This window comes from Streptomyces sp. Z423-1, from assembly GCF_013009255.1.
Taxonomy (GTDB): Bacteria; Actinomycetota; Actinomycetes; order Streptomycetales; family Streptomycetaceae; genus Streptomyces; species Streptomyces gossypiisoli.
The window spans coordinates 3,006,948-3,023,528 of record NZ_CP053109.1 but is presented as its reverse complement, the minus strand read 5'-3'; the positions used below and the strand labels follow the sequence as shown (position 1 = coordinate 3,023,528).

At 71.1% G+C, this 16,581-nt stretch carries 17 protein-coding genes; 13 read left to right on the top strand and 4 right to left on the bottom strand.

What is annotated here, in order from left to right:
• Nucleotides 1–140 precede the first annotated feature (140 nt).
• The 5 genes from HJD23_RS13550 to HJD23_RS13530 all read left to right on the top strand — a co-directional run bounded on the left by HJD23_RS13550 (nt 141) and on the right by HJD23_RS13530 (nt 4,079).
• Nucleotides 141–2,381, top strand: a complete 2,241-nt coding sequence (locus HJD23_RS13550) for an ATP-dependent DNA helicase UvrD2 (protein WP_197973144.1) — start codon at nt 141–143, stop codon at nt 2,379–2,381.
• 164 nt (nt 2,382–2,545) lie between these two features.
• A complete protein-coding gene (locus tag HJD23_RS13545; RefSeq protein WP_171115498.1) occupies nt 2,546–2,869 on the top strand; it encodes a hypothetical protein in 324 nt (107 codons plus the stop codon).
• 175 nt (nt 2,870–3,044) lie between these two features.
• Entirely contained in the window at nt 3,045–3,413 is a 369-nt protein-coding gene (locus HJD23_RS13540; RefSeq protein ID WP_019072119.1) for a WhiB family transcriptional regulator, read from the top strand.
• A complete protein-coding gene (locus HJD23_RS13535; protein ID WP_171115500.1) occupies nt 3,410–3,733 on the top strand; it encodes a hypothetical protein in 324 nt (107 codons plus the stop codon). Before HJD23_RS13540 ends, HJD23_RS13535 begins: the two co-directional genes overlap by 4 nt.
• A 139-nt stretch (nt 3,734–3,872) precedes the next feature.
• The gene (locus HJD23_RS13530; RefSeq protein WP_171115502.1) at nt 3,873–4,079 is read left to right on the top strand and encodes a hypothetical protein; all 207 of its coding nucleotides are present in this window, start codon (nt 3,873–3,875) and stop codon (nt 4,077–4,079) included.
• Between the two features lie 85 nt (nt 4,080–4,164).
• Here HJD23_RS13530 and HJD23_RS13525 read toward each other — a convergent pair whose 3' ends face one another.
• A complete protein-coding gene (locus HJD23_RS13525; RefSeq protein ID WP_171115504.1) occupies nt 4,165–5,538 on the bottom strand; it encodes an AarF/ABC1/UbiB kinase family protein in 1,374 nt (457 codons plus the stop codon).
• Entirely contained in the window at nt 5,531–6,757 is a 1,227-nt protein-coding gene (locus HJD23_RS13520) for a TOMM precursor leader peptide-binding protein (RefSeq protein WP_171115506.1), read from the bottom strand. Before HJD23_RS13520 ends, HJD23_RS13525 begins: the two co-directional genes overlap by 8 nt.
• Before the next feature lie 244 nt (nt 6,758–7,001).
• Between HJD23_RS13520 and HJD23_RS13515 the strand changes: the two genes are divergently transcribed.
• The 4 genes from HJD23_RS13515 (at nt 7,002) to HJD23_RS13500 (ending at nt 10,949) form a co-directional block, all read left to right on the top strand.
• Nucleotides 7,002–7,598, top strand: a complete 597-nt coding sequence (locus tag HJD23_RS13515; RefSeq protein WP_171115508.1) for a M48 family metallopeptidase — start codon at nt 7,002–7,004, stop codon at nt 7,596–7,598.
• Between the two features lie 141 nt (nt 7,599–7,739).
• Nucleotides 7,740–9,482 (top strand): TerD family protein, encoded by a 1,743-nt coding sequence (locus tag HJD23_RS13510; protein ID WP_171134024.1) that lies wholly within the window; start codon nt 7,740–7,742, stop codon nt 9,480–9,482.
• 14 nt (nt 9,483–9,496) lie between these two features.
• Nucleotides 9,497–10,177, top strand: a complete 681-nt coding sequence (locus HJD23_RS13505; protein ID WP_171117745.1) for an AIM24 family protein — start codon at nt 9,497–9,499, stop codon at nt 10,175–10,177.
• A 16-nt stretch (nt 10,178–10,193) separates the two neighbouring features.
• Nucleotides 10,194–10,949: an AIM24 family protein gene (locus HJD23_RS13500; protein ID WP_171117747.1), complete on the top strand. Its 756-nt coding sequence runs from the start codon at nt 10,194–10,196 to the stop codon at nt 10,947–10,949.
• Between the two features lie 54 nt (nt 10,950–11,003).
• Here HJD23_RS13500 and HJD23_RS13495 read toward each other — a convergent pair whose 3' ends face one another.
• Nucleotides 11,004–11,519 carry an NUDIX hydrolase gene (locus tag HJD23_RS13495; protein ID WP_171117749.1) on the bottom strand — a complete coding sequence of 172 codons (516 nt, stop codon included), beginning with the start codon at nt 11,517–11,519 and terminating at the stop codon, nt 11,004–11,006.
• Nucleotides 11,516–12,961: a zinc-dependent metalloprotease gene (locus tag HJD23_RS13490; RefSeq protein WP_171117751.1), complete on the bottom strand. Its 1,446-nt coding sequence runs from the start codon at nt 12,959–12,961 to the stop codon at nt 11,516–11,518. The genes HJD23_RS13495 and HJD23_RS13490 overlap by 4 nt, the downstream gene beginning before the upstream one ends.
• Before the next feature lie 193 nt (nt 12,962–13,154).
• Here HJD23_RS13490 and HJD23_RS13485 point away from each other — a divergent pair, with 193 nt between their 5' ends.
• The 4 genes from HJD23_RS13485 (at nt 13,155) to HJD23_RS13470 (ending at nt 16,517) form a co-directional block, all read left to right on the top strand.
• The gene (locus HJD23_RS13485; protein WP_171117753.1) at nt 13,155–14,267 is read left to right on the top strand and encodes an SDR family oxidoreductase; all 1,113 of its coding nucleotides are present in this window, start codon (nt 13,155–13,157) and stop codon (nt 14,265–14,267) included.
• Between the two features lie 301 nt (nt 14,268–14,568).
• Nucleotides 14,569–15,027, top strand: a complete 459-nt coding sequence (locus tag HJD23_RS13480; RefSeq protein ID WP_171117755.1) for a molybdenum cofactor biosynthesis protein MoaE — start codon at nt 14,569–14,571, stop codon at nt 15,025–15,027.
• Nucleotides 15,028–15,181: 154 nt separating this feature from the next.
• Nucleotides 15,182–15,364, top strand: coding sequence for a hypothetical protein (locus HJD23_RS13475; protein WP_171111916.1), 183 nt, complete (start codon nt 15,182–15,184; stop codon nt 15,362–15,364).
• A 55-nt stretch (nt 15,365–15,419) separates the two neighbouring features.
• Nucleotides 15,420–16,517 carry a PDZ domain-containing protein gene (locus tag HJD23_RS13470; protein WP_171117757.1) on the top strand — a complete coding sequence of 366 codons (1,098 nt, stop codon included), beginning with the start codon at nt 15,420–15,422 and terminating at the stop codon, nt 16,515–16,517.
• Nucleotides 16,518–16,581: the final 64 nt, after the last annotated feature.

The following is a 16,581-nucleotide window of genomic DNA, read 5'->3' as shown; positions in this document are numbered from 1 at the left end:
GGTCGCAGTGGGGCAACGTACGCGATGTCGGTGCCATTCCCGAGGGGGGTATGTGGGGGAGGTGATGCCTGCGGGCGTCAGACGTGACGCCTGTCGCATTAATACGACTGCAGGGCCCCGCCTGTGGATAACCGGCTCACCTGTCTCCGGCGACCTGGCAGCATGGCCGTGTGACAGCAGCAACGCACTCCACCCTCTTCCCGCAGGTACCGGACACGGCCGACGCGGTGCTCGAAGGGCTCGACCCCGAGCAGCGCGAGGTCGCCACCGCCCTGCACGGACCGGTGTGTGTGCTGGCAGGCGCCGGCACCGGAAAGACCCGCGCGATCACCCACCGGATCGCCTACGGGGTGCGCGCCGGAATCCTGCAACCCTCCAGCGTGCTCGCCGTCACCTTCACCAACCGGGCCGCCGGCGAAATGCGCGGCCGCCTCCGTCAGCTCGGAGCCGCCGGCGTCCAGGCCCGCACGTTTCACTCGGCGGCCCTGCGCCAGCTCCAGTACTTCTGGCCGAAAGCCGTCGGTGGTTCCATGCCCCGGCTCGTCGACCGCAAGGTCCAGCTCGTCGCCGACGCGGCCGCCGCCTGCCGTATCCGCCTCGACCGGGGCGAGCTGCGGGACGTCACCGGCGAGATCGAGTGGTCCAAGGTCACCCAGACCGTCCCGTCCGACTACGCGCTCGCAGCCGCGAAGGCCGGCCGCGAGGCACCCCGCGACCCCGCCGAGATCGCCCAGGTCTACGCCGCCTACGAAGACCTCAAGCGGGACCGCGCGGTCATCGACTTCGAGGACGTCCTGCTGCTGACCGTCGCCATCCTCCAGGACCGGCACGACATCGCCGACCAGGTGCGCGCCCAGTACCAGCACTTCGTGGTCGACGAGTACCAGGACGTCAGCCCCCTTCAGCAGCGCCTGCTCGAACTCTGGCTCGGCGACCGGGACAACCTGTGCGTGGTCGGCGACGCCAGCCAGACGATCTACTCGTTCACGGGAGCAACCCCCGACTACCTCCTCGACTTCCGCACCCGCCACCCCGGCGCCACCGTCGTCAAACTGGTCCGCGACTACCGCTCCACACCCCAGGTCGTCCACCTCGCCAACGGACTGCTCGCCCAAGCCCGCGGCCGCGCCGCCGACCATCGGCTGGAACTGGTCTCCCAACGCCCCTCAGGTCCCGAGCCCGTCTACACCGAATACACCGACGAGCCCACCGAGGCCGAGGGAGCCGCCCGTCGCATCCGCGAGCTGCTCGACTCCGGCGTTCCCGCCAGCGAGGTCGCCGTCCTGTTCCGTACCAACGCCCAGTCCGAGACCTACGAGCAGGCCCTCGCCGACGCCGGGATCCCCTACCAACTGCGCGGCGCCGAGCGGTTCTTCGACCGGCCCGAGGTGCGCAAGGCGGGCATCGCCCTGCGCGGGGCCGCCCGCTTCGGCGGCAACGACTCCCTCCTCGACGAGACCGTCGACCTGCCCTCCCAGGTCCGGGCCGTGCTGTCCGGAGAGGGCTGGACGACCACGCCCCCGGCCGGCTCCGGTGCCGTCAGAGAGCGCTGGGAGTCCCTGGCCGCGCTCGTCAACCTCGCCCAGGACTTCGCCGCCGCCCAGCCCGGCGCCACCCTCGCCGACCTCGTCGCGGAACTCGACGAACGGGCGGGCGCCCAGCACGCCCCGACCGTGCAGGGCGTCACCCTCGCCTCCCTGCACTCGGCCAAGGGCCTGGAGTGGGACGTCGTCTTCCTGGTCGGCGTCGCCGAGGGCATGATGCCCATCACCTACGCGAAGACCGACGAACAGATCGAGGAGGAACGCCGCCTCCTCTACGTCGGCGTCACTCGCGCCCGCTCGCACCTGCACGTCTCCTGGGCACTCGCCCGCTCACCCGGCGGCCGCCCGAACCGCCGCCCCAGCCGCTTCCTCGACGGACTGCGCCCCGGCTCCGCCGCAGCCGCGGGCCGCAACGGCGCCGGGGCCGCGGGCGGCATCGAGCGCGGCTACTCCAGAGGCGCGAGCGGCACGAGTGGTCCCGCCGCACCCAGACGCACCCAGCGCGCCCCCGCCCGCTGCCGCGTCTGCGGACGTACGCTCACCGACGCCGGCGAGATGAAGCTGATGCGCTGTGAGGACTGTCCCTCCGACATGGACGAGGGACTGTATGAGCGATTGCGGGACTGGCGTGCGATCCAGGCCCGGCGCAGCGGTCAGCCCGCCTTCTGCGTCTTCACCGACAAGACCCTGATGGCGATCGCCGAGGCCACCCCGGACGACGAGAGCGAACTCGCCCGGATCCCAGGGGTCGGCATGCGCAAGCTCAACCGCTACGGAGCCGACGTTCTGGCCATCTGCGCAGGCCAAGAGCCCGCAGGAGAGGAAGACGGGGACTGATGACAACTCGTCGAAAAAATAGTTTGCGCATGCCCCAGCAATCCCCATAGGTTCTTACGCACGGGGACAGCGGCCTTCCTGAGGCCCTGATTCCGTGTTGTACTTGCATACCCGTCGGACTGGCTCACCCCAGTCCCCCGAGACGCCGAGAGGAGGCGAGTCCAGTGATCAGCATCAAGAACAGCACCACCTGCATCGTCAAAATGACCGATCGCTCGGTCGCCTCCGTGTGCATGCTCGGCGCCTCCAACCCGGGCACCGGTCTGTCCGGCATTCCTGCCGTGCGTCCGGCGTCCGCCCCGTCCCTCGCGGGCCTTCCCGTCCGCGAGCGGGATGAGCGACCGACCAAGGCACTGGAAGCGGCAGTACTGGCACAGGCCCAGGCCTATGCCTTTACGGCGACCGGTGCCGGATTCCGGAAGCAGACGACGCAGCACCACCTGATGTGGGCCTTCCGTGGGCCAGAACCCTGGAGTGATCCAGCCTGATCGGCAATCAGGCCGGCGCCTTCAGGGCCGCGGAACCCCCTCCGGGATCCGCGGCCCTTCTGTTTGTCCCGAACGGGACGGCGGAGCGAAGGGGCCTCGGGACAAGAAAAGAACCCGGTACCAGCCGCCACCCGGTCCAACCGGACCGGAACGACCAGACGAGGAAGACGACACCGTGCAACTCGAAGCGCACGCCCCGTCCGTACCGCCTTCGGAAACGATCCCCCCGCCCGGCCTCACGGAGGACTCCACCTTGACCCCGCTCACCGCGCTCACCGCGCTCGACGACGCCATCGAGAACCTCGGCGTGCCCGTCCCCTGCCGTTCCTACGACCCGGAGGTCTTCTTCGCCGAGTCCCCGGCGGACGTCGAGTACGCCAAGTCCCTCTGCCGCACCTGCCCGCTGATCGAGGCCTGCCTCGCCGGCGCCAAGGAGCGGCGTGAGCCCTGGGGCGTCTGGGGTGGCGAGCTGTTCGTCCAGGGTGTCGTCGTCGCCCGGAAGCGGCCGCGTGGCCGCCCGCGCAAGAACCCGGTCACGGCATGAACACCGCAGGAACGATCGACCGTCCCCTCACGCACGACCCCCAGAAGCAGGCCCCGATGAAGCCGTCCACCAACGAGCCCACCGGCTCCGCGACCCCAGAAGTCACCACCACCGGCGCGAACGACTCGCGTCAGAACAGGACCCGAGAGATGCAACTCATCCCAGAAGCCCTGGCTCGTGCGCATATGCACGACCGGCTGCATGAGGCGCAGGAGCAGCGCCGGGCCATGAGCTTGGTGGCCGCCCGCCGGATGCAGCGCCGGGCCGAGCGCGCCTCGCGGCGCGCCCGGCGGGCGCTGGCCATGGCCGTCATGCAGTAACCGCCCCACCTGAAGCGGTGGCCTCCCGACCCGAGGAGGCACGTGCTTTCCGGCGGGGGCCGGTCCGACCGAACGGACCGGCCCCCGCGGTGCGTTGTGCCCGCAGATCCACCGGCCACGGCGATATCGTCGCCGGGTGATGAGTCTTCCCGGAGGCAGCGACAAGGGCGGCTCCGCCCCGGAACCCCACCCCATCGTCTGTGCCCGCTGCGGCACCCAGGCCCGCGCTCCCCAGCCGACCTGGACCTGCTCCGTGGAGAACGGCAAGCGCCGATACTTCTGCGAGGCCTGCTCCCGGGAGAACTTGAGGGCTATTGAGGGGCGACTGGATTCGGCGTGGTGGTGAGGGCCCGCGTCTCCGGGGCCCCTCCTCCTCATTACCTTCGCCGGCTCCGGAGGCATCGACGGAAGCTCTCCGTAGTGTGGTTGGCTCACGCCTCAGCCGCCGCCGAGTCCCCCTCCTCCACAATGTCCTCCAGCACGAACCCCGGCAGCCACTCCTCCAGTTCCTCGCGCAGGCGGACCGTGGCGTTCAGTTGGCACAGGACGCCGATCGTGCTGAGGGTCACTCGGTGTATCAGGAGGTACGCCGGGGGGAGGTTGAGCTGCTTGCCGAGTTGGTATGCGGGGGAGCGGATGTCGGCCACGCGGGCCGCCTGGCTGCGTATCCAGCCGCGGGTGAAGGTGAACTCGTCGACCCGGGCCGGTTCGATGATCGGGAGGAGATAGTCGAGAACCGCGTCGGGGTCTAGTTCGATGGACTCCTTGATGAAGCCTTCGGCGCAGAGCAAGTCGTGGACGGCCTGGGCTTCGCCGTCCAGCGTCATGCGCAGGGAGTCGCCGATGGGGGTCGGCAGCCCGCCCGGTAGGCGGTCGACCGTGCCGAAGTCCAGGACGCCCAGGCGCCAGTCGTCCTCCCCGGCCGGACCGCCGGGCAGGAGGCGGAAGTTGCCGGGGTGCGGGTCGGCGTGCAGCAGGCCCGTGCGGGCGGGGCCGGAGAAGAGGAAACGGGCGAGGAGCTGGCCGGCCCGGTCGCGTTGCTCCTGGGTGCCGTCCGTGATGATCTCCGACAGCGGGATGCCCTCGATCCACTCGGTGATCAGGACCTCGTCGCACTGATGGACCACGGCGGGCACCACGACGTCCGGGTCGCCGGCGAACTCATCGGCGTGCGCCTGCTGGGCCTGGGCCTCCAGCCCGTAGTCCAGCTCCTCCGAGACGCGGTCCTTCAGCTCCGCGATCAGCGGCTTGATGTCCATGCCGGGGATCAGTGGCCCCAACAGCCGTGCGAAGCGGCTCAGTTGGTTGAGGTCGGACAGCAGGGCCTCGCCGGCTCCCGGGTACTGCACCTTGATCGCGACCTCGCGGCCGTCGTGCCACACCCCGCGGTGCACCTGGCCGATCGAGGCCGCCGCGGAGGGCTTGTCCTCGAACTCCAGGAACAGCTCCCGCCACTCCTCGCCTAGCCGCTCCGCGAGCACCGCGTGCACAGTGCGCGTCGGCATCGGCGGCGCCGCGTCCTGGAGCTTGGTCAGGGCCGCCCGGTAGGGCCCGGCGATCTCCTCGGGCAGCGCCGACTCGAAGACGGACAGGGCCTGCCCGAACTTCATCGCGCCACCCTTGAGCTCACCGAGCACCTTGAAGAGCTGCTCCGCGGTGCGCTGCTGCAGTTCGCGGCCGACGAGTTCCGCGGACTCGCCGACGATCCGCTTGCCCAGGCCCCAGGTCGCCCGCCCGGCGAAGCCGAGCGGCAGCGCGGCGAGCTTGGCGGTCCGGGTGACCGCCTTGCGGGGAAGATCAGACATGCGCCCTCCAAGTCCCTGCCGGCCGCGCCGCGCCTGCCCGACGGCATACGTCCGTTGACGACCGTTCCACCGCCATTGTCTCGTGTGCTTCCCCGTCCTTTGAGGCGCGTTCCCCCTTGGGTCTCTCCGTACCCTTCTCGGCCGCCTCACACGGGCATGCCGGATGCGCCCAGACCGGTCGCGCGTGCCAGTGGAGGGCTGGGACGGAGATCTCCCAGCGGGCTCCCGCGCTGGTGGGACGGCGGCCGTCGAGGAAGGCGAGGGCGTGTGCGGCCGTCAGGCCGGCGACCGAGGTGGCCAAGGTCACGTCGCAGGGGCGGACGTGGCGCTGCCGGCCCGAGCGCCACTGGGCGACCAGGCGGGGCCAGGTGGGGTCCCGGTCGGTCCGGTGCTCGTGGAGGCAGCGGGCGCAGCCCGTCTCGCCGGGCAGGACGAAGGGGCCGACCATGCCGGTGCCCTCGACGACTCCGGCATATAGGTGGGGCGTGCCGGAGGCGATCAGAGGCTCGGCGGTGTCCGGGGCGGGGGCGTGCACGGTGACGTCGTCGCGTGGAGCGAGGATCACCAGGGAGAAACCAGGGTCGGCCGGTTCTGTCGGTGTGCGGTGGTCGTGGCGGGGCGGGCGGTCAGGTGCGGCTCTGCGGACGACGCGGCGGGCGGCCTCGTCGCGGCGTTCGCCGATGGATTCGGCGGGCAGCCCGCCCGGTGCCACGTCCCAGGGTTCCACGCAGCCGACGTCGCGTACGTCCACTTCGCCGACGCCCGCGCTCGACAGCAGCGCGGCCACCGTGGCGCCCACGCGGCCGGCGCCCCGTACCTGCACCCGCAGGGAGCGGCGGGCGGCGAGGTGTCGGATGGCGTCGCCCGGTTCGGCGGTGGTCAGGGACAGCGTGGCCAGGTCCGGGCGGAGCCGGTCGAGGACGGCCTGTTTGCCGCGGAGGGCGTCGGCGGCGGGTCCGCCGCCCTTGGCGTCGTCGAGGAGTCCGGATCGGGCCAGCCGCCGGATCAGTTCGTCGACGTGGCCGTCGGGCAGGTCCATGCGGCGGCCCTCCTCGCGCAGGAGTGGCAGCCCGCGCGTGCCGTTGAGCAGCTCCAGGAAGCTGCCCGTCGCGGTGTCCATCGGACCGAGCGTCATCGCGTGCGCCGGCGTCATGCCGAACTGCACGGTGTTGAGGTCGCGCCAGCCGCGCCGCAGCGCGGGTTTCACCATCGGATGCATGACAGGCCCCCGTAGTCAGGAAAGTCCCTGAATGTCAGTGTTTGCCGAACGAGGTGGCCGGGCTGGTCCGGGCCGACCGGGTCCTTGCCGACGAGTGCCAGCATGCCCGGACCGGCGGTGCGGCGTCGAAAGTTGTCCACAGGCTGGGGATGTTTGTCGTACAAATCAAACGCATGGTGGGGGATCGGAATCGAACCGTCCCGGACTCGGGACTTCCCCCGTGTGCAGCGGGTAACGTCGGGGCGTGTCCGCCGACCCACTGCACCGCGCCGGAAAGCCGCACCGCAGCACGACGAGCCCGCCGCCGAGCGGTTCGAAGGCGAGCGTGATCGAGGTGCGCCGGAGTGCCCGTCGACGCCGGACGGTCTCCGCGTACCGTGAGGGCGATCGCACCGTCGTTCTCATCCCAGCCCGGATGTCCGAGGCGGAGGAGCAGCGCTGGGTGAGCGTCATGCTCGACAAGCTGGCCGCCCAGGAGAGCAAGCGTGTGCTGGGCGACTCCGAACTGGAAGAGCGCGCCGAGCGGCTGTCCGCCCAGTACTTCGACGGCCGCGCCAGGCCCACGTCGGTGCGTTGGGTCACCAACCAGAACACGCGCTGGGGTTCGTGCACTCCCTCGGAGGGCAGCATCCGCCTGTCGCACCGGCTGCAGGGCATGCCCGAGTACGTCGTCGACTACGTGCTCCTCCACGAGCTGGCGCATCTGCTGGTGCCCGGGCACGGGCCGCGCTTCTGGCGGCTGCTGGAGGCGTATCCGCGCACCGAGCGGGCCCGGGGCTACCTCGAAGGGGTGGTCGCCGCCGACCGATTGCCGCATCTGCCCGCCGCGCGCGGGGAGTGATCCGCTCTCGCCGCACCTGCTTCGGGCGTGGCTGAGAAAGAGGTTGTGTACCGGGTCTGTACCGACTTCGGCCGGTGTCCGAGTTTGCCGTTAGCCTGGCGCGACGCACTCGCACTTCGGGATGGGGGACGGTCGTTACGCATGGCCAGGGAATTCCAACGCGGCCACAAGGCCCGGATCAGTGACCTCACCGCGGGCACGGATCTGTACGTAGGCGTGCAGATTTCGGGTCCCGGACTGACCTTCGACATCAGCTGTTTCGGTTTGGACGCCGACGAACGGCTCTCGGACGACCGGTACTTCGTCTTCTTCAACCAGCCGAAGTCTCCCGAGGAGGCCGTCCAGCTCCTGGGTGCCCAGGCGGGCGACACCGAGTCCTTCCGGGTCACGCTCGACAAGATCCCGCCGCAGATCCAGAAGCTGTCGTTCACGGCGACCATCGACGGCGCCGGGCAGATGTCGCAGATCAGTCCCGGCTACATCCGCATCGTCGCGGGCGGCGAGGAGGTGGCCCGGTACTCGTTCAACGGCTCGGAGTTCTCCACCGAACGGGCCGTGATGCTGGGCGACTTCTACCTGAAGGACGTCTGGCGGTTCGCGGCCGTCGGACAGGGCTTCGACGGCGGCCTGGACGCGCTGCTGAGGAACTTCGGCGGCGAGGTGCTCGAAGAGGAGACGCCGGCCGAGCCGCAGCCCCAGACCGGTGCCGCTCCCGGCTTCGCGCCGCCCGCACAGGCCTCCGCGCCGCCCGCGTTCGGCGTCCCGACCGGACCGGCCCCGACTCCCCCTCCGGCACCGGCCCCCGCGCCCGCCCCGGCGCCCGCGCCGCAGCCCGCCGCGCAGGGATTCGCGCCGCCTGCCGGCGCCACCCCGCCCCCGGCACCCGCCCCGGCGCCCGCGCCCCAAGTGCACACCGCACCCACCGTCGTCGCGCCCATGACACCGCCCGGCGGCGCCCCCGTACCGCCGCCCGCCCCGGCGCCCGCGCCGCCCTACGGCGGCCAGCCGCAGCCCCCGTACGGGCAGCCGCCCCAACAGCAGCCCCCGTACGGCCAGGCCGCCCCGGGCCAGACCGCCCCGCTGCCCCCGGGCTACGCCCAGCCGCCCGCTCCTCAGGCCCCCACGCCGCCCCCCGGCTACGGCCAGCCCACCCCGCCCCCGGGCTACGGCCAGCAGGCCCCCTACGGGGCGCCGCAGGGCGCGTCCCAGGGCGCCCCTCAGGCACCCGGTGTCGCCGGTGCGCTCCAAAAGTTCAAGGAGACGCCCACCGGGCAGCGGTGGACGCAGCAGAACAAGAAGCTCGTCCGCGTGGACCTCGGCATCGGCGGCCAGCCCGTGCTGGCCCGGCAGGGCAGCATGGTGCTCTACCAGGGCAAGGTCGACTTCAGCTACAAGGGCGCCGGGTTCGCCGGCCGGATCGTCGGCAACGCGACCGGCCAGGAGATGCAGCTGATGCGCTGCACGGGCCAGGGGCAGGTGTTCCTCGCCGAGAACTCCACCATGCTGCACCCCATCGAACTCCAGGGCGACGGCATCTGCGTCTCCGCCGAGAACGTCCTCGCGTTCGACGAGAGCCTCCAGTACGAGGTACGCCGCATCGAGGGACACGGCATCCCCGGCGGTGCGCTGTTCACCATGCAGTTCACCGGCACCGGCACCATCGTCGTCAAGACGCACGGCACGCCCGTTGTGCTCCCGGTCACGCCGACGACGTTCGCCGACTGCAACGCCGTGGTCGCCTGGTCGGCCGCCTCCCAGGTGGTCGTCTCCAGCCAGGTGCGGATGCGCCGCAACGCCTACCCCGGCGACACCGGGGAGAGCGTCAACCTCCAGTTCCGGGGCGCGCCCGGCAACTTCATCGTCGTCCAGCCGTACGAGATCTAAAGGGAGAGCCCGTCATGAACCAGCCGCTCGCGGGCTACGCCCCCGCACCCGTCACCGCCCGCATGGAAAACCACGGCAACCACATGCTGAAGGTCGCCATGCAGACCGGAAACGACCTCCTCGCGCGCGTGGGGTCGATGGTCGCCTACGAGGGCTTCATCCAGTACGAGCCCAACCCGTCGGCCGTGCGCCAGATCGCCCGCGACTGGGCGACCGGCGAGGGCGCGCCCCTGATGAAGTGCTCCGGCGACGGACTGCTCTACCTCGCCGACTACGGCGCCAACGTCGTCGTGATCAACCTCAACGGCGACGGCATCTCCGTCAACGCCACCAACCTGCTCGCCTTCGACGCGCATCTGACGTGGGGCGTCGAGCGGGTGAAGGGCCTGGCGAAGTTCGCCGGGCAGGGGCTGTGGAACACCAAGATCTCCGGGCAGGGGTGGGTCGCGCTGACCTCCCGGGGCAAGCCGATCGTCGTCGACTGCGGCGGTGGCGAGGACGAGACGTACGTCGACCCGGACGCGCTCGTCGCCTGGTCCCCGAACCTCAAGGTGAAGGGCAAGCGCAGCTTCAAGGCGCAGTCACTGATCGGCCGGGGCAGCGGCGAGGCCTACCAGATGGCCTTCTCCGGCCAGGGCATCGTCGTCGTCCAGCCCAGCGAGGACAGCACCGACCGTCTCCGGATCCGGGGCTGAGGGGGAGCACCACACCATGCAGAGTCCGCTTTTCGCCTACAACGACCAGCAGACCCAGGAGCGCTGGAGCCTGCAGAACAAGCACATGCTGCGCGTCACCCTGGAGGGCCACGACGACATCCTGGCCCGCAAGGGCACCATGGTCGCCTACCAGGGACTCGTCGAGTTCGACGCCGAGTTCCAGAGCAACCAGCAGTCACGCGCGCGTGCCCGCACCGGTGAGGGCCTGGACCTGATGCGCTGCCACGGGCAGGGCACGGTCTACTTCGCCAACCTCGCCCAGCACATCCACGTCGTCGACGTGGACCAGGACGGGCTCACCGTCGACAGCAGCTATGTGCTGGCGATGGACTCCGGGCTGCACCACGAGGTCATCGCCGTCGACAGCCTGTACGGCATCTCCGGGTCCGGGAAGTACCAGCTCAACATCACCGGCCGCGGCCGGGTCGCCCTGATGACCTCGGGCGCTCCCCTGATGATGCAGGTCACGCCGGACAAGTACGTCAACTGCGACGCCGACGCGATCGTCGCCTGGGCCACCGCACTGCGTGTGCAGATGCAGGCCCAGACGCACTCCTCCGGGGTGTGGCGGCGCCGGGGCAACACCGGTGAGGGCTGGGAGCTCAGCTTCATGGGCACCGGCTATGTGCTGGTCCAGCCCAGCGAGCTGCTGCCGCCGCAGAACGCCCAGATCGGCTCGGGTCTCGCCGCGCAGTACGGCATGGGGCAGCAGGGCGCTCGGGGGCAGAACCAGGGGAACGCCTGGAGCTGACCGTCCGCAAAGCAAACGTAAGGGGCGCCCGCCCACGCGGACGCCCCTTACACGTCAGAGCCTGGCGCGGGTCGCCTCCACCAGTCGCACGACCGAGTCGTCGGCGACGTCCGCGACCTCGTCGTACGGGAACCAGCGCAGGTCGAGGGACTCGTCGCTGATCGCCTCCACGGCTCCGGCCGGAGCGACAGCCGCGTACTGGACGTCGAGGTGCCAGGCGCACGGCGTGTGATGCCGGTCCAGGCGTACCGGACCGCCCGGCAGCAGGGTCAGACCCCCGATCCCCGACTCCTCGGTGCCCTCGCGCAGGGCGGCGGCCGCCACGGAGACGTCCCCCGGCTCGCAGTGGCCGCCCATCTGCAGCCACATACGCAGCTTCCGGTGCAGCGTCAGCAGCACCCGGCCGCGCTCCGGGTCGATCACCAGGGCGCTCGCCGTGATGTGGCCGTCCGCGCATGACTTCCACATGCCGTCCGGGTGGGCCGCCAGGTGGTCGAGGTAGACGTCACGCAACTCTTGCTGGTCCTCGTAGCTCTTGAGTACGAGGACCGCGTCGTCATACAGGCTCACTCGGCGTCGTCGCCCTTGTCCTCATCCTTGGCCTCGTCCTGGCCCTTCTTCCTCAGGTCCGGCTTGTCCGCCGCCTCGCCGAGCATCTTGTCCAGCTCGGAGAAGTCCAGCTGCTCGCGGTGCACGAAGCCGTCCGGGTCGTCCAGGTCGTTCGCGGTCGGCAGCATGTCCGGGTGGGCCCACAGGGCGTCCCGGCCGTCGACACCGCGCGCGTCCGTCAGGGACGCCCACAGGCGGGAGGCGTCGCGCAGCCGGCGCGGGCGCAGCTCCAGGCCGATCAGCGTGGCGAACGTCTGCTCGGCCGGGCCGCCGGTGGCGCGACGGCGGCGCAGGGTCTCACGCAGCGCGTCGGCGGACGACAGGCGCGGCTTGGCGGCCGCGTGCACCACCGCGTCCACCCAGCCCTCGACGAGCGCGAGCGCCGTCTCCAGACGGGCCAGCGCCGCCTTCTGCTCCGGCGTGTCCTCCGGCTGGAACATGCCCTGCTGGAGCGCGTCCTGCAGCTGCTCGGGGTTCTGCGGGTCGAACTGGCCGACCACGTCCTCCAGCTTGGCCGTGTCGACCTTGATGCCGCGCGCGTATCCCTCGACCGCGCCGAACAGGTGCGAGCGGAGCCACGGCACATGCGCGAACAGGCGCTGGTGGGCGGCCTCGCGCAGGGCGAGATACAGCCGCACCTCCTCCTTGGGCACGCCCAGGTCCTTGCCGAACGCCTCGATGTTCACCGGCAGCAGCGCGGCCCTGCCGGCCGGGCCGAGCGGCAGGCCGATGTCGGTCGAGCCGACGACCTCGCCCGCGAGCACGCCCACGGCCTGCCCGATCTGCGTACCGAACATCGCGCCGCCCATCGAGCGCATCATGCCGATCAGCGGGCCGGCCATGGCCTGCATCTCCTCCGGCAGGACGTCGCCCATGGCGGCGCCGACGCGCTCGGCGACCGGGTCGACGAGTTCCTGCCACGCGGGCAGGGTCGCCTCGACCCACTCCGCGCGGCTCCAGGCCACGGCGGAGGCGGCGCCGGACGGCAGGGACGTCGCGTCGTCCAGCCACAGGTCGGCCAGGCGGACTGCCTCCTGGACCGCGGTGCGCTCGGCGGGGCCGACGCTCGCGTCCTTCGTGCCGTCCGACGTGCCCTGGGAGACCGTCTGGCGGGCGATCTGCTTGGCCATGTCCCAGTTCACCGGGCCGCCCTCGTAGGAGAGCATCTGGCCCAGTTGCTGGAACGCGGCGCCCAGGTCGGTGGGGTTCAGCGATCCGAACATGGCAGCGAGCGGATTGTCCGCACCGGGGCCACCAAAGCCTCCGGCACCGGGCAGCCCGCCGAATCCGAACGGGTTGGCCGGTCCCTGACCACCACCGCTCTGCTGGTCCTTCTTCTTGCCCTCGTCGCCGTCTTCCGGCTCCTCCGGCGGAAGGCCGAATCCGAATGGGGTGTCACTCACGGGATTCCTCGGCTGTTAAGGCCGCCGGTCTTCCCCGACGGCACGACTGCCCGACAACACCACCCAGCCTAGACACCCCGGGCGGTTCGGGCCTCGGTGCTTCGCCGACTCACGGCCTGCGGCAGGATGGATGCCACCTGGTACGTACGCGTCACTCGCGCTCGTATGTGAAGACAACCGCTGGAGACACCCGGTGAGTTCCCCAGATCCGCAGGTTCGCGCAGCGCGAAACCTGTCAACCACTCCCGCCCTGCGCGGGCCCGTCGTCGCGGTCACCGGCGCCGCGTCCGGCGTGGGCGCGCTGCTCACCGCGCGGCTGGCCGCGTCGGACGAGATCAAGCAGGTCATCGCCATCGACGAGCGGCGCGGCGAGTGCGCGGCGGCCCAGTGGCACATCCTCGACGTGCGGGATCCGGCGATCGCGGAGAAGCTGCGGGGCGCGGACGTGGTGGTGCACCTGGCGCTCGACCTGGACCTGGAGACGGACGCGGCCGCCCGTACGGCGTACAACGTGCGCGGGACGCAGACCGTGCTGACCGCCGCCGCGGCGGCCGGGGTGCACCGGGTGGTGCTGTGCACGTCGGCGATGGTCTACGGGGCGCTGCCGGACAACGAGCTGCCGCTGTCGGAGGACGCCGAGCTGCGGGCCACGGCGGAGGCCACAGGGGTGGGGGACCTGCTGGAGATCGAGCGGCTGGCGCGGCGGGCGCCGCGGGCGCACCCGGGGCTCAATGTGACCGTGGTGCGGCCCGCTGTCCTGGTGGGAGGCACGGACACCGCGCTGACCAGGTACTTCGAGTCGCCCCGCCTGCTTGTCGTCGCCGGGTCGCGGCCGGCCTGGCAGTTCTGTCATGTCGAAGATCTGTGCAGTGCTTTGGAGTACGCCGTCCTGGAGAAGGTCGAGGGGGAGCTCGCCGTGGGGTGCGACGGGTGGCTGGAGCAGGAGGAGGTCGAGGAGCTGAGCGGGATCCGGCGGATGGAGCTGCCGTCGGCGGTGGCGCTGGGGGCGGCGGCCCGGCTGCACCGGATCGGGCTGACGCCGTCGCCCGCGGGGGATCTGGCGTACACGATGTACCCCTGGGTGGTCAGTGGGAGCCGGCTGCATGACGCCGGGTGGCGGGCCCAGTGGACCAATGAGGAGGTGCTCGCCGAGCTGCTGGAGGAGGTTTCCGGGCGGCATACGGTGGCCGGACGGCGGTTGGGGCGGAAGGACGCGACGGCTGCGGGGGCCGCGGGGGCGACGGTGGCTCTGCTGGGTGCGGCGGCTGTGGTGCGGCGGGCTCGGAAGGCTCGGCGGCGGCTCTGAGAGTGCCGCGGGCCGCGACGGGCGGGCGGCTGTCGCTCGCCCGGGCTTGCGGGGTGCCGCTGCGCCCAGCCGTGCCGCCCAGCCGTGCCGCCCAGTCGTGCCGCCCAGTCGTGCCGCCTAGCCGTGCCGCCTAGCCGTGCCGCCCACCCGTGCCGCCTAGCCGTGCCGCCCACCCGTGCCGCCCAAGCGGCACGACTGCCCGCAGCTGAGCCGGTTCCTGTAGAAGGCTCCAAGCCGGTACGCGCGTGTGCCGGGTGAAAGCGCCATTCCCGGTGTCCCCCGCGTGCGGCACGATGGACGCATGGCAGCCACCAACGATCATCCTGGCGAGCAGGGCGCACAGCAGCCCATCAAACTGATCGCCATCCGCGAGTCGGCCCTCTCCCTCGACGAGGTCTTCCGGGCCGTCGGGGACGACGCCGCCGGGGGGACCGCCCTGTTCGTGGGGACCGTGCGCAATCACGACGGAGGTACCGACGTCGACGCGCTCGGGTACTCCTGTCACCCGAGTGCCGAGGCCGAGATGCGGCGGATCGCCGAGAAGGTGGTCGCCGAGTTCCCGGTGCGGGCGCTGGCCGCCGTCCACCGGGTGGGGGATCTGAGGGTCGGGGATCTCGCCGTCGTGGTCGCCGTGTCCTGTCCGCACCGCGGGGAGGCCTTCGAGGCCTGCCGGAAGCTGATCGACGACCTCAAGCACGAGGTGCCGATCTGGAAGCACCAGAAGTTCTCCGACGGTACCGAAGAATGGGTCGGCGCGTAGCGCCGTCGTTGAGGGGTGGTGGTCGGGCGACGGGAGGGCGGGTGGGGCCTGCTGACCCTCCAGCCGGGCGACTCCGGTTGCGTAACCGCACCCCCGGCATGAGCGTTGTCAGTGCGGATGGTTAATCTGTTGATCATTCAGTTCGCGGACGCTCATGGGGTTGGAGGTCGGCATGGCGGCGCTCGCCTGGTTGCTGATTCCGCTTGGGGCTGCTGTCGGCGCGGGCCTGTGGGGCAGTTGGGCCAACAGAACCCGCAAGGCCCGTAGCGACGGCCCCGAGCTGGACGGCTACGCCCGCTTCCGCGCGGCCATGGAGAAGTCCCACACCGGCCGGTGACCCCGTCAGGCGGCCCTGACAGTGCGCTGACAGAGCCGTCCCGTACTGTCGTGACATGCCACGCCGCACCGCGACGATGCTCGCCTCCACCCTCATGCTGATCGCGCTCCTGTGCGCGGGAGTGCTCATCCCCGTGCCGTACGCGGAGATGTCCCCGGGGCCGACGGTGAACACGCTGGGGGACCACGACGGCGAGCCGGTGCTGCAGATCTCCGGACGCAAGACCTACCCGACGGACGGTCACCTCAACATGACCACCGTCCGCGTCACCAGCGCCGACTACCGGATGAACCTCGTCGAGGCGGTCTACGGTTGGCTGGCACACGACAACAAGGTCGTCCCGCACGACACCCTCTACCCGAACGGCAAGACCGAGGAGGAGTCCACCCAGGAGAACGCCGAGGAGTTCAGCCAGTCCCAGGAGAGCGCCAAGGTCGCCGCCCTGAAGGAACTCGGTGTCAAGGTGGAGTCCTGGGTGATCGTCTCCACCGTCGTGAAGGACTCCCCGGCGGAGGGCAGGCTGCACGCCGGTGACGTGATCAAGGCCGTCGACGGTACGGCGGTGAAGGCGCCCGGCGATGTGGCCGAGCTGGTGACCAAGCACAAGCCGGGCGAGGACGTCGTCTTCACGATCGTGCCCGCCAAGGAGCAGGCCGCCGCCGAGAAGGAGAACCGGGAGCCGCTGAAGACGGAGAAGGTCACGATCACCACGACGACCTCCGACGACGCCGGCGAGAAGCGCGCCATCGTCGGGATCTCGGCCGGAACCGACCACACCTTCCCGTTCACCATCGACATCAAGCTCGCCGACGTCGGCGGCCCGAGCGCCGGCCTGATGTTCGCGCTCGGCATCTACGACAAGCTCACCCCGGGCTCCCTCACCGGCGGCTCGTTCGTGGCCGGCACCGGCACCATCGACGACGGCGGCAGGGTCGGCCCGATCGGCGGCGTCCAGATGAAGACCGTGGGCGCGCGCAGCATGGGCGCCCAGTACTTCCTGACGCCCGCCGACAACTGCGCGGCCGCCGCCAAGGACACCCCCAAGGGCCTCACCCTCGTCAAGGTCAACACCATCGACGACGCCCTCGGCGCCCTGAAGGACATCCGCGACGGCAACACCGCCGACCTGCCGAAGTGCACGGCCAAGGGCTGATCAGGGGCCACAGACCTACGACGCCGGGGGCAGCCCCATGATCGGGGGTGCCCCCGGCGCCGTA

What these genes read in the sequence shown, in the direction of transcription:
- HJD23_RS13520 (WP_171115506.1), bottom strand. Translation starts at nt 6,757, where the DNA reads ATGCATCCGATGGTGAAACCCGCGCTGCGGCGCGGCTGGCGCGACCTC.
- HJD23_RS13470 (WP_171117757.1), top strand. Translation starts at nt 15,420, where the DNA reads ATGCCACGCCGCACCGCGACGATGCTCGCCTCCACCCTCATGCTGATC.
- HJD23_RS13480 (WP_171117755.1), top strand. Translation starts at nt 14,569, where the DNA reads ATGGCAGCCACCAACGATCATCCTGGCGAGCAGGGCGCACAGCAGCCC.
- HJD23_RS13510 (WP_171134024.1), top strand. Translation starts at nt 7,740, where the DNA reads ATGGCCAGGGAATTCCAACGCGGCCACAAGGCCCGGATCAGTGACCTC.
- HJD23_RS13535 (WP_171115500.1), top strand. Translation starts at nt 3,410, where the DNA reads ATGAACACCGCAGGAACGATCGACCGTCCCCTCACGCACGACCCCCAG.
- HJD23_RS13530 (WP_171115502.1), top strand. Translation starts at nt 3,873, where the DNA reads ATGAGTCTTCCCGGAGGCAGCGACAAGGGCGGCTCCGCCCCGGAACCC.
- HJD23_RS13475 (WP_171111916.1), top strand. Translation starts at nt 15,182, where the DNA reads ATGGGGTTGGAGGTCGGCATGGCGGCGCTCGCCTGGTTGCTGATTCCG.
- HJD23_RS13505 (WP_171117745.1), top strand. Translation starts at nt 9,497, where the DNA reads ATGAACCAGCCGCTCGCGGGCTACGCCCCCGCACCCGTCACCGCCCGC.
- HJD23_RS13500 (WP_171117747.1), top strand. Translation starts at nt 10,194, where the DNA reads ATGCAGAGTCCGCTTTTCGCCTACAACGACCAGCAGACCCAGGAGCGC.
- HJD23_RS13525 (WP_171115504.1), bottom strand. Translation starts at nt 5,538, where the DNA reads ATGTCTGATCTTCCCCGCAAGGCGGTCACCCGGACCGCCAAGCTCGCC.